Consider the following 12,537-nt stretch of genomic DNA (forward strand, 5'->3'; position numbering starts at 1 on the left):
CCCCTTGGTAGCATATCCCTTTAATCGATTAAGCATTTATAGCCTTCCCTTACTCTATGCATATCCCACTTTAGCGTAACGTTAGATTAAAATATAGATGCAGAAAAAGAATAGTACTCATGACCTACTAACTAGCCAGCATGTAATCAATGGGCTAGATCCTTAAAAGATTTCACTCAAAGTTATATAAATAGATTAAAGTATATAAGTAATAGACACAAAAAAACCGCGATAAACGCGGTTTTTACTAGTAACCTATAAGGTTATTATAAGCCAGCACGGTCTTTAATTGCTGCGATGAGCGCTGAACCGCCATGGCCATTAGATTCAGCCCATGCTATATCCGCGCCATCTGCTAAAGAGCTTTTAGAAAGGTTCTTTACAACGTACTCACCAGCATCAACTGCATTGCTCGCAATTGCATGACGTACTAAGTTGTTTCCATTACACTGAATTGCATCGTATACGTTACGAATTTTCACACGAGAGCTTTTTAACTTGCTACGAAGGCGATTTTTATCATCTGCAGCTATATACTCACAAATAGACACAGCTAACTGATCATTAGCTTTAGCTGGTGCACTAAAAGCAAAAGACCCAGAAACCACCGCAGTAACAACTAGTAATGTTGATAATTTAACCATGAAAGACCCTTAAGTAATACTTTTTACCTATATCGATTGCTTAATATTGTACCAATCTATAAGATTAATCGCAATAATGTTACTCAACTTTATCTAAAGTTACGAATTTATACTGATGTAAATTCTTATCATCGGGTGCGTTTACTTGCTCTTCAACAACCTGCCAATTGGCTACTTTTTCATAATCGGGAAATTGAGTGTCGCCAGCTACATCCAGCTCAATAAACGTTAAATAAAGTGTAGTCGCTTTCTCTAAAAATTGCTGGTAAATATTTCCACCACCAATAATCATAACCTCATCAGTATTTGTAACTAATGCTAATGCCTCATCTGGTGATGTCACTACCTCAATACCAGGTGCACTATACGCTTCATTACGGCTAATGATGATATTTTGCCTTCCAGGAAGTGGGCGCCCAATTGACTCGAATGTTTTTCGCCCCATGATCACCGGCTTACTCATCGTCACACGTTTAAAGTGCTGTAAGTCAGCAGGTAAATGCCATGGCATTTTATTGTCATTACCAATAACACGATTATTAGCCATTGCTGCAATCATTGAAATTTTCACAAAACCACCTAATGCTTTTTTACTATCCAAGAAAAAAGGAGCGTAAGCTCCTTTTAAAATTTATTATGTATTAACGCTCGTAGACAACTTCTACATCGTAATCGTCTTCATCCCAATCTTCCCAATCATCGTCATCGGTATTTTTGGTTGCATCTTTGTGGTACGTATCCCACTTAAACTCAACCTCTTCATCTTCGATTGGAACAAACTTCTCTTTTGGCATGCTATCAAGCAGTGCCATGATCTCATGACAAAGCGTTTGTGTATTTTGCTTATTAACTGCAGAAATACGGTAGATATTTGTCTCTTCACCCAACTCTTCTGCAATTTGCTCACACAATGCGTGTGCTTCATCTTCTGGGAGTAGATCAATCTTATTAAATACTAACCAACGTGGCTTTTCAGCAAGCTTCGGGCTGTACTGATGCAACTCATTGATAATAGCAAACGCATTCTCAACTGGGCTCGAGCCATCGACAGGCATAATATCAATAATGTGTAATAACACACGGCAACGTTCAAGGTGTTTTAAGAATCGAATTCCTAAACCAGCTCCGTCTGAAGCACCTTCAATTAGACCCGGTATATCAGCAATTACAAAAGACTTATTTGCATCAGGTCTAACTACCCCTAAATTCGGGATAAGTGTTGTAAACGGGTAATCAGCAACTTTCGGCTTTGCAGCAGATACACTGCGGATAAAAGTAGACTTACCTGCATTTGGTAACCCTAGCAAGCCCACATCAGCTAATAGCATTAGCTCAAGCTTAAGCATGCGCACTTCACCTGGCGTGCCTAACGTTTTTTGGCGCGGTGCACGGTTAGTACTTGATTTAAAACGTGCGTTTCCTAAGCCATGAAAACCACCTTTAGCAACCACTAAACGCTGACCATCTTGAGTAAGGTCGCCTAACGACTCTTGTGTATCAACATCAGTTACACGCGTGCCCACAGGCACTTTGATATAAAGATCTTCACCTTTTTTACCAGTACAATTACGGCTTTGACCATTCGTACCACGCTCAGCACGATGAAAGCGCTCGAACTGGTAATCAATTAAGGTATTTAAGTTTTCATCTGCTTGTAGATAAACACTGCCACCGTCACCGCCATCGCCGCCATCAGGACCACCGTCCGGCACATATTTTTCACGACGGAAAGACACGATACCGCTGCCACCGTCACCAGCTTCTGCGCGAATTTCTACTTCATCTACAAACTTCATGATTACTCACTTTAGGATTGGCTTGTTAATAACTCTATTATATACCTAAGTGGCCTATTGAGCACACTCTGCATAAAAACACTTGGGTATATAGTTTGATGAGCTTAAAACAAAAAACCCCGCAAAGGCGGGGTTTTTTAAGAACCGGCTCTGATTACTCAGATACGATGCTTACGTATTTACGGTTTAAAGGACCTTTTTGTTCAAACTGAACTTTACCATCTGCTTTTGCGAAGATAGTGTGGTCTTTACCGATACCTACGTTTGAGCCAGCGTGAAAACGAGTTCCACGTTGACGTACAATGATGCTACCCGCTAGAACTGATTCGCCACCAAAACGCTTAACACCTAGGCGTTTGCTTTCTGAATCGCGACCGTTACGAGTACTACCAGCTGCTTTTTTATGTGCCATTTCTAAGTACCTCTAATTAAGCGCTAATGCCAGTGATTTTAACTTCTGTGAACCATTGACGATGGCCCATTTGCTTACGAGAATGCTTACGGCGTCTAAATTTAACAACCTTAATTTTCTCACCGCGACCATGTGAAACAACCTCAGCTGTTACTTTACCACCGTTTACGAACGGTACACCGATCTCGATTTTCTCACCATCAGCAACTAAAAGTACTGAATCAAATTCAACTGCTGCACCAGTCTCAACGTCTAATTTCTCAAGACGAATTGTTTGACCTTCAGTCACACGGTGCTGTTTACCACCACTTTGGAAAACCGCGTACATAATTAACTCCGTCTGTGCGCCCTCAAATCGACGCAACTAAAATATTCTTCAATAGGGCGCGAAGTTTACGCTAATGTGCAAAAACTAGCAAGCCCGTTTTTTAATTAAATGAATAAAAAATAGCTGCTTTGAGAGCAATTCAATATTTTCACCTATTTTATATTAAATTAGCATTATGCCAAGTGCTTTTTTGTACATGATGACAAATAAATTACAGCAACTAAATATCACCTTATGAGCAAAAAACAACCACGCAAATTATCACCACTTTTAAGTTATCTTGTGTAATAAAGGCTAAATTTAGTATTTTAAACCTATTTTTTCAGCGAATTGTCACAAAATATCGAGCAAGCGCGTTTTTTGTTGTACAATCAGCACCGTATACCCATTAAAATTGGCTCGGAGATCAATGGATATAAAAGCTATCCAGGCGTTAATCGAAAACGATATGAATGACGTCAATCAACTTATTCACGCACAAATGCGCTCTGATGTGGCATTAGTCAATCAACTTGGCTTATATATAGTTAATAGCGGTGGCAAGCGAGTTCGCCCTATGTTGGCTATTTTAGCCGCTAAAGCACTTGGCTATAAAGGGTGTGATCATATTACGCTGGCAACGATTGTGGAGTTTATTCATACCGCAACCTTGCTTCATGATGACGTTGTTGATGAATCTAACTTACGCCGTGGTACACCAACAGCAAATGCTGAATTTGGTAATGCTGCAAGTGTTCTTGTTGGTGACTTTATCTACACTCGTTCTTTTCAACTCATGGTTGGTATTGGCAAAATGCAAGTAATGCAAATACTTGCTGATGCAACAAATGTCATTGCTGAAGGCGAAGTCCTACAGTTAATGAACTGCAATGACCCTGACACGACTGAAGACAGCTATATGCAGGTTATCTACTCAAAAACAGCGAAGCTATTTGAAGCAGCGACCGGACTTGCAGCAGTTATTACTGAACAAGACGAAGCCACGCTAAAAGCACTCAACCTTTATGGCATGCATTTAGGCACCGCATTTCAATTAGTAGATGATGTACTTGATTACAATGCCGATGCTGAACAGTTAGGCAAAAATATTGGGGATGATCTCGCAGAAGGTAAACCTACCCTGCCTTTAATTTATGCAATGCAACAGGGTAATGCTGAGCAGGTTCAGTTAATCCGCAACGCTATAGAGCACAGCAACGGAATGGATCACTTAGAAGCAATTCTATGCGCTCTGCGTGAAACAAATGCACTTGAGTTTACAATGAATAAAGCAGACGAAGAAGCAGATAAAGCCATTGCTTGTTTATCTGTGTTAGCTGATTCGCCTTACAAAGAAGCCTTAGTTAGCCTAGCCCGTATTGCTGTTGATCGTAGTCACTAAAATTAACGATTTGATTTCGAGCATAAAAAAAGCCTGCAATTGCAGGCTTTTTTTTATTATCGCCAACTGCTTGGCGATAATGGCAAGATTATGCGTTGATGAAATCAACACCTTCTTGAATGTCTTTTTTCAGTGTGTCTAACATGTCGTTTTTAGCTTGTTGCTCAAACGCACTTAGCTCACCGTAAGAAAGGATTTCTTCTACGCCGTTTTTACCTAAACGTACAGGGTGAGCAAAGTATTCTGCATCACCATCTTCAACAGCTACGTATGCATAATCTACCACGTCTTCACCTTGTAGGCCTTTTACTAAAGACATACAAAAACGTGCTGCTGCTGCACCCATTGATAATGTAGCTGAACCACCACCCGCTTTAGCATTTACTACTTCAGTACCCGCATTTTGGATACGTGGAGTCAGCGCCGCAACTTCTTCATCAGTGAAAGTAACACCTTCAACTTGAGAAAGTAATGGAAGGATTGTTGTGCCTGAGTGACCACCAATCACAGGTACTTTAACTGAAGCAACATCAACACCTTTAAGCTCAGCAATGAATGCTTCTGAACGAATTACGTCAAGTGTTGTAATACCGAAAACACGGTTAGCATCGTAAGTACCCGCTTTTTTGAATACTTCAGCAACAATTGGCACTGTACCATTTACTGGGTTAGTGATAATGCCTACTAATGCTTTAGGGCAGTTAGCAACAATGCCTTCGGCTAATGTTTTAATGATACCAGCATTTACGTTGAATAAATCAGCACGGTCCATACCTGGCTTACGTGGCATACCAGCTGGAATAAGTACAATGTCACAACCAGTTAATGCTTGGTCTAGCGCATCAGCACCAAAACCCGCTACTTTAACATCAGTTGGGATGTGAGAAAGGTCAACAGCAACACCAGGAACAACTGGGGCAACATCATAAAGTGATAACTCAGAACCTGCTGGTAAACCTGTTTTTAGTAATAAAGACAACGCTTGACCGATACCGCCTGCAGCACCTAATACAGCAACTTTCATTGGAATTCTCCGTAATTTAAGGTAGAAAATATTTGTGGCACTAAGATAAAGAAATTAACGCCTAAAGACAAATTTATCCTGCTTATTTTGCATATAATTTCGACCATAGTTGTAAATAACTTGAGCAAGGGATAATAAATCAATCTCAAGCAGCTATTTATGCCTTTTATTCAGTAATAAAAACAACTACTGCATAAGTATGCATTTTTGTGTAGAATTTAGAGCATCAAATAACAAAGCAGACAACAACATGCAACCACAAGATAAACAAGAAGCGCTAGTTAAAGCTTTTAAATCACTTTTAAAAGAAGAAAATTTTGGGTCCCAAGGTGAAATTGTTGACGCATTAAAAGACCAAGGTTTTGATAACATAAGCCAAAGTAAAGTGTCACGCATGTTAAGTAAATTTGGCGCCGTACGAACTCGTAACGCTAAACAAGAGATGGTTTATTGCTTACCAGCTGAGATGGGCGTGCCGACAGCAAAAAGTCCACTTCGTCAATTAGTCATTGATATCATGCATAATGAAATGATGATTATCATCCGTACAAGCCCAGGTGCTGCGCAATTAATTGCCCGCTTATTAGACTCATTAGGTAAAGCTGATGGCGTGTTAGGAACGATTGCAGGTGACGACACCATCTTTATAGCACCAGCCAAAATATCTGAAATTGACGTAACATTGGAACGCGTGCGAATCTTATTTGATACCGTATAACTAACCCAAACTTTAGGTTAAGTTATAACTGCTTTAAAAAATTAATCGATGGGGCAAAAAATGCGGATCCCATGTCCGCTTGGGTAAAATCAAGCCAGTGATCATAACATTCCCCTTGCCCCAAACGACTTTGCAGCACTTTTTCAAATACACTTCCATTTGCAGCACAGTGTATTGCTAACACTCCCTGCTCGTAAACATCCCCATATGGCATACTTTGATTAAGCAATAATGGATGTCCTTGTTCATCTTTGAGCTCTGTTCGTACAGCATGGCTAATTTGAACCTCTGGGTTCAATGGCGTATTATCGAGGCGGGTCCGCCCCATTATTTGCTCTTGTTCATGTAATGATAAATGCTGCCAAACAGTTAAATCATGCTTATATCGTTGAACATGTATGTAGCTTCCTTGATCTTCAAAGTGATTTGTTTTATCAACTAATGCAGTGGCCCGCTTTTGCCTTCCATGGGGTGTGTCACCACCGAGTATAAAACCATTAAAATCACGTCCATCTAAAAATCTAAAATTACGAACTTGCTCAACTAACTCAACATCGGGTGAAAATAACTTTAGAATCTGTAACGCAAATAAGTGATTTACATCCTCTCTGTCTGAGCGAATCTGAACAAACAGATCAAATGGCTGCGCTGCCATAACATGATCATTGTGAGTAATATTAGGGAAACTTTGTAATTGACTAGGAATAAACTCAGGGAGTATGTGGGGCCAGTATTGCGCGCCTACAGCTACAAAGCTTGAGAGCATTGACTCTGAAAACTGATCTGAAAACTCATCTTGAATAATGCTAACACGCTTTAGCTTTTTACGTAGTGACTCGTCATGACCATCAAATACATTAAAAAATAAATGCAAACCGTGTAAGTTTGCTTCAGCACAAATCCCTGATTGCGCTTGCGCCATGGTGGTTCCTTAACTCTCGGTTGTACACAGCATTACACTTTAATAACTAATCAGCGAAAAAATTTACCGTGTGTGGTTTTATTTTTATTGTTACCTGCTCATTTACATTAAATGGCTGGCTTAGCTCGGCAGCAACTTCTATCTCTTGACCACATAATGCCACCTTAAATACATTTGAAGAGCCAATGAAGCGCTGACTTAGTATGGTCACTGAATGGCTATCAGATTGTGAGACAGCAGATAAAACTAAATGATGTGGGCGAATATATAATTGCCCTTCATCCGATTTATGGTTATGTGCTTGCAAGGATTTAACCTGCCCATAACAGGTTGAATACTCTGTAGCTGAAATTGCTTTCGCATCTAAGTATATGCCCTGACCAAGAAACTCCGCAACTACCTTTGAGTTTGGCATACTAAAAAGCTGTTCTGGCGGGCCCTGTTGAGCAATTTTACCTTCATGCATGATGGCCAAGCTATCTGAAAATGCAAACGCCTCTTCTTTTGAATGAGTTACAAATACTGCAGAGACTTGCTGATTCTTTATAATGCGGCGAATATCTGCGATTAACTCGAAGCGTACCTGCGTATCGATATTGGAAAATGGCTCATCGAGTAACAGTAAACTAGGCTTGTAAGCGAGTGCCCTAGCAATGGCTACGCGCTGCTGCTGCCCACCAGATAGTTGGTGAGGAAAACGTGTTGCACACCCAACTAAATGAACTAGTTCTAGCATTTCAGTCACACGTTCTTTTTTTTGCATTTTGCTCATGTTCGTTAAGCCAAATGCGATATTATCAGCAACGGTTAAATGCGGAAATAACGCATAATCTTGAAACATCATGCCAATATTGCGGTGCTCTGGTGCTAAAAATGATTGCTCATCCGACACTAACTTTGAGTCAATAAATACCTTTCCCTGCTTCGCTTCAATAATACCTGCAATCGCTTTTAGTGTGGTCGTTTTACCACAGCCACTAGCACCAAGCAGGCAAACAATCTCATCCTTTGCAACAGTTAAGTTTAAGTGTTCAATCACTGAAGTACCGTTATATTGGTACGATAAATTTTCTAAAACTAAACTACTCATCTAACTATGTTGCTCCATTGAGCGATTAACAAAATACAGCGGGATAAGCCCCACTAAAACAATCGAAAGCGCTGAAATTGATGCAAGCTCTAACTGCTCGTCACTGACATATTGAAACACATGCGTTGCGAGGGTTTCAAAATTAAAAGGTCGGAGTAACAATGCTGCTGGGAGCTCTTTCATACACTCGATAAATACCAGCAAACCAGCGGTTAGAATACCACGGCGCAGCAGAGGAATGTGCACCTTTCTTAACGTTTGTCCTTGGCTTTTTCCCATTGATTGGCTCGCCATATCTAACGAAGGACTAATACGCATAAAACTCGCTTCGACAGCCCCATGTGCTATGGCATAAAATCGTACAACATATGCAAAGGTTATCGCAAATAAAGTACCGCTTAGTAGTAAACCTGGGGAAACCCCAAATGGCTCCAGCCAAACATTAAGACGATCATCAAGCAGTGTTAAAGGTAATAGCACTGCAATAGCTAAAACTGTGCCGGGTAAAGCGTAGCCCGTACTGGCTAAGCGGCCTGGGAGCAGTGGATATTGATGTTTAGCAATGCGTTGATAAAACACAACCAGCAAACTTAATACAATAGTGATAACACACACTATTGCAGCCACTTTAAAACTTTGCCAAGCATATAAGAAAAACGCATCATTCCATGCTTGATCAGCATACGCAAAAGCATAATTGAGCAGCACAGCTACAGGTAATATAAAGGCAAAAAATAACACGGCACAACAGAACAGTGTCGCTAGCCAAGCGTAAAACCCTTTTAGACTATACAGTGTTTCACTATTAACACCTGATTGACGTTCATAAACAGCTTGCTCACGGCGACTGAAGCGCTCTAACATTAACGCTAAAAATAGCATTAATAACATAATTCCGGATATTTTAGCGGCCGCTGTTAAGGAGTAATAGCCAAGCCATGTATCGTACACAGCCGTTGTAAGTGTACTCACCGCAAAGTAATTAACAGTGGCAAAGTCAGCCATTGTTTCCATACTAATTAACGCAAGTCCTGCAACGATAGCACCTCGTGCTAACGGCATACTGACACGGTAAAAGCTTTTTAACGGTGACAACCCCATAATTTGGCTAGCTTGTACTAACTTAAATGATTGCTCACGCAACGCGGTTTTAAAAATTAAATAGAGATATGGGTATAGCACAAGTGCAATCATAATAATCGCGCCGGGCAACGTTCGGATATCAAAGAACCAATAATCATTTGGGGATTGCCAACCAAACCAATCTCGAAGCGAGACTTGAATCGGCCCTGCATAATCAAATAAATCGGTATATACATAGGCAATTATATAGGTTGGCATAGCAAGGGGCAGCATTAACGCCCACTCAAATTGTTTTCTACCGGGAAAATCACAATAAGCGGTGATCCAACCAAGCGGTAATGCGATTGCGCTACTAACAATACAGACACCCAGGATCAGCAATAAAGTATTGCGTACGTAATCCCACAACACGGTATCCCAAAGGTGGCTAAAAACATCTGAATCGCCTTGCAGCGATTCAAATAAAAGAAAGCATAGCGGAGTTACCAGGACTATACCGATAACCCACGCAAATAACTGCCATCGAGACAGTGAAAATTTTAAACTCATTAAAGGTCGAACTTCACCTCATCAATCAACTTAAGCGCTAACGGACGATATTTGCTAATTTCATCCAGTGGTAAACTGTCTTCCTTAAAGTTACCCCAAGATGCCACTAAACTTGATAATTCCACACCTGGTTTAACTGGATATTCCATATTGACCGAGGCATACATATTTTGCGCCTTATTGTCGGTCATAAACTCAATGAGTTTCAAGGCATTTTCTGGATTTTTAGCGTATTTGGTCATTACCACACCAGATACATTAATATGTGAGCCGCGATTATCTTGATTTGGGAAGTTTATATTTACAGCATCAGCCCATGTTTTTTGAGCTGGATCTTGAATCATCTTGCCAAAGTAATAACTATTGCCCAAAGCTAAGTCACATAATCCTTCTTTTACAGCTTTCACTTGTGCACGATCATTACCTTGGGGCTTGCGGGCTAAATTCGCTTTAACACCTTCAAGCCATTGCTTTGTTTGCGCTTCGCCATGATGCGCGATCATAGAAGCAACAAGGCCTAAGTTGTATGGGTGCTTACCTGAACGAGTACACAGCTTTCCTTTATATTGTGGTAAGGCTAAATCTTCATAACTTAAATCAGCCAACTGCCCCACTCGATCTTTCGAAGAATAAACATTTCGCACCCGCTTTGTTAATGCAATCCACTGCCCTTCATTATCACGAAACTTTGCAGGCACATTTTCATTAACCGTTTCACTGTTAATTGTTTGTGTTAAATTAAGTTCATCTAACTGAACTAAGTCACTAAAATTGGACGTTAAAACTAGATCTGCTCGACTGTGTTTACCTTCGCGCTTAACTCGTTCAATAAGCCCTTTTTTAGCGAAAACGACATTGGTTTCAATGCCCGTCTGCTTAGTAAAATCATCCAGAATAGGTTGGATCAGAAATGGCTGACGAAAAGAATAAATGTTTACAGCATCATCAGCCAAAGCAGGGGCTGCTACTGTAAGTCCAATCAAAACTGCTAATGTTTTTTTCATAAATCGTGCTCGCACAAATAGTAATTATTATCAATCAATAATACCTTTTCCCCACTTAAAGTGCACCTAAAATCTAGCTTGAGGGCATATACAGAAGTTGGTTGTGAGATATCTCTTACGTTGTTGACAGCTATTGAGTATAAAGATGACGAATTACGACTTAAAAAAAACCTAAACAACTGATTAATATTAATTAAAATAAATTTCAATACAAGCAACAAGGTTTTTAATGTTGTTTTTAGCCTATTTTGTTTGCATAAACTCTCTATACTTACTTCATCGGATAAGCAGGCAGCTTTGGTGAGTTTGCAACAAGGAATGATTACTCAACGATCGTTACTAAAGGTTTAGTTGGAGAACTAGGATACACGGACAGACTCAGGAAGAGTAACACAAGGGATTGGTATAAAAGGACAGCATCATGATGATGCGAAATGGACTAACAACAGGGCTCTAAGGAGAGTTGTTATACAGGATGTAAAAAAAGCGGAAACATGGACAGGCCTTAAAGGCAACGCAAGGGAACTGTTTAGTCAAAGGATAGCGTCAGGACGATGCGTAAAGGACGGGTAATAGAGATTACCAAAATGGAGTATGGATACAATTGGATATAGGCCCGGATAGCCTAAATTGTGCAGAACGAATAAGTAACAGCGCAATAACATGGATTAGTAAAGTTTAGGAGTTGATTAAGTTCAATTGCAGGATGCAGAAAATTAGAAGATTCCGCAAGCGCGACTAGAGATAGTACGCGCTTTTCTTTTGTCTAAAATTCACTACTCAAAAAGCCTACCTTTTATCATTATCGATACAAGTTTTACTGCGGCCGCCCCTTATTTCTTTTACCTAATAAATACGCGTCACGGAACTTCATAAAGTGTTTTTCAAGTTTAGCCGCTGCGTCATCCTCACCAGCTAATGCCAACACCATTATTGCCACTTCAGCTGTTCCTAACTGGTGATCATGCGGTGCAACACGCAAGCGGTAATCAGAGAGTTTTTCAGCGCTGATTGACAGCACTGGCAAGTCATCAAGGTAAGGACTTTTACGGATCATTTTTTTTGCTTCACGCCACGTGCCATCTAAAAAGATAAACAAAGGACGTTTATTTGGCTGCGCTTGCACTTGTGTAATTACGCGAGAGGTATTTTCAACATCAGTGGCAGGGAAAATCACTATAGGCTGATATTGTGGGTCGTTCAATAACGTTAATAACTTTTCATCAGGTTCTGTTCTGTCCCAACGAAAAGCGTAGTTGTCAGGCACTATTTCAGCTATTAAGCGCCCTGTATTAGAAGGTTTAAAGCTCTCATTATGGTACATCAGCATACATACTGCGGCATCACATTGTGCTTGCTCTGTTCCGTCACAAATACAGTAATGTTTTGCAATTAAGCATTGTTCACAGCGGTCCATTTTACCGCCGCGAGCATTGAACTCACGTCGAGATTCACTAATTTGCTGTGCTCGTAAGGCAAGTACTGAATTAGAAGAGCGGTTAGTCACGTGATTTAATACCTAAAAAATGTTCGGCGCATATTGTAGCTAAAAAAAGCGGGAATAGATATCAGCTATCAGCTATCAG

At 40.3% G+C, this 12,537-nt stretch carries 13 protein-coding genes; 2 read left to right on the plus strand and 11 right to left on the minus strand.

Annotated features, from left to right (window positions below):
• Positions 1 to 266 precede the first annotated feature (266 nt).
• The 5 genes from CSC79_RS04975 to rplU all read right to left on the minus strand — a co-directional run bounded on the left by CSC79_RS04975 (position 267) and on the right by rplU (position 3,180).
• Entirely contained in the window at positions 267 to 644 is a 378-nt protein-coding gene (locus CSC79_RS04975) for a DUF3718 domain-containing protein (RefSeq protein WP_099294676.1), read from the minus strand.
• Positions 645 to 723: 79 nt separating this feature from the next.
• Positions 724 to 1,215, minus strand: coding sequence for a type 3 dihydrofolate reductase (folA, locus tag CSC79_RS04980; protein ID WP_180270387.1), 492 nt, complete (start codon positions 1,213 to 1,215; stop codon positions 724 to 726).
• A 70-nt stretch (positions 1,216 to 1,285) separates the two neighbouring features.
• Positions 1,286 to 2,440, minus strand: a complete 1,155-nt coding sequence (gene cgtA, locus CSC79_RS04985) for an Obg family GTPase CgtA (RefSeq protein ID WP_099294680.1) — start codon at positions 2,438 to 2,440, stop codon at positions 1,286 to 1,288.
• Positions 2,441 to 2,594: 154 nt separating this feature from the next.
• Complete coding sequence (rpmA, locus tag CSC79_RS04990; protein WP_058561666.1) at positions 2,595 to 2,852, minus strand: 50S ribosomal protein L27; 258 nt, start codon at positions 2,850 to 2,852, stop codon at positions 2,595 to 2,597.
• A 16-nt stretch (positions 2,853 to 2,868) separates the two neighbouring features.
• The gene (gene rplU / locus CSC79_RS04995) at positions 2,869 to 3,180 is read right to left on the minus strand and encodes a 50S ribosomal protein L21 (protein ID WP_004587921.1); all 312 of its coding nucleotides are present in this window, start codon (positions 3,178 to 3,180) and stop codon (positions 2,869 to 2,871) included.
• A gap of 409 nt (positions 3,181 to 3,589) precedes the next feature.
• Here rplU and ispB point away from each other — a divergent pair, with 409 nt between their 5' ends.
• On the plus strand, positions 3,590 to 4,561 hold the full coding sequence (gene ispB / locus CSC79_RS05000; RefSeq protein WP_099294683.1) for an octaprenyl diphosphate synthase: 972 nt from the start codon (positions 3,590 to 3,592) through the stop codon (positions 4,559 to 4,561).
• An 88-nt stretch (positions 4,562 to 4,649) separates the two neighbouring features.
• On the opposite strand, the gene mdh is transcribed toward ispB, so the two are convergent.
• On the minus strand, positions 4,650 to 5,585 hold the full coding sequence (gene mdh / locus CSC79_RS05005) for a malate dehydrogenase (RefSeq protein WP_099294685.1): 936 nt from the start codon (positions 5,583 to 5,585) through the stop codon (positions 4,650 to 4,652).
• Between the two features lie 250 nt (positions 5,586 to 5,835).
• Between mdh and argR the strand changes: the two genes are divergently transcribed.
• Positions 5,836 to 6,303, plus strand: a complete 468-nt coding sequence (argR, locus tag CSC79_RS05010; protein ID WP_002957753.1) for a transcriptional regulator ArgR — start codon at positions 5,836 to 5,838, stop codon at positions 6,301 to 6,303.
• A gap of 22 nt (positions 6,304 to 6,325) precedes the next feature.
• Here the strand turns inward: argR and CSC79_RS05015 are convergent, their stop codons facing one another.
• The 5 genes from CSC79_RS05015 to CSC79_RS05035 all read right to left on the minus strand — a co-directional run bounded on the left by CSC79_RS05015 (position 6,326) and on the right by CSC79_RS05035 (position 12,458).
• Positions 6,326 to 7,225, minus strand: a complete 900-nt coding sequence (locus CSC79_RS05015) for a Dyp-type peroxidase (protein WP_099294688.1) — start codon at positions 7,223 to 7,225, stop codon at positions 6,326 to 6,328.
• A 46-nt stretch (positions 7,226 to 7,271) separates the two neighbouring features.
• The gene (locus CSC79_RS05020; RefSeq protein ID WP_099294690.1) at positions 7,272 to 8,315 is read right to left on the minus strand and encodes an ABC transporter ATP-binding protein; all 1,044 of its coding nucleotides are present in this window, start codon (positions 8,313 to 8,315) and stop codon (positions 7,272 to 7,274) included.
• On the minus strand, positions 8,316 to 9,947 hold the full coding sequence (locus CSC79_RS05025) for an iron ABC transporter permease (protein ID WP_099294692.1): 1,632 nt from the start codon (positions 9,945 to 9,947) through the stop codon (positions 8,316 to 8,318).
• Positions 9,947 to 10,951, minus strand: coding sequence for a Fe(3+) ABC transporter substrate-binding protein (locus CSC79_RS05030; RefSeq protein ID WP_099294694.1), 1,005 nt, complete (start codon positions 10,949 to 10,951; stop codon positions 9,947 to 9,949). The genes CSC79_RS05025 and CSC79_RS05030 overlap by 1 nt, the downstream gene beginning before the upstream one ends.
• 817 nt (positions 10,952 to 11,768) lie before the next feature.
• Positions 11,769 to 12,458, minus strand: a complete 690-nt coding sequence (locus tag CSC79_RS05035) for a tRNA-uridine aminocarboxypropyltransferase (RefSeq protein ID WP_099294696.1) — start codon at positions 12,456 to 12,458, stop codon at positions 11,769 to 11,771.
• Positions 12,459 to 12,537 lie beyond the last annotated feature (79 nt).

Source organism: Pseudoalteromonas sp. 3D05 (assembly GCF_002723455.1).
GTDB lineage: Bacteria > Pseudomonadota > Gammaproteobacteria > Enterobacterales > Alteromonadaceae > Pseudoalteromonas.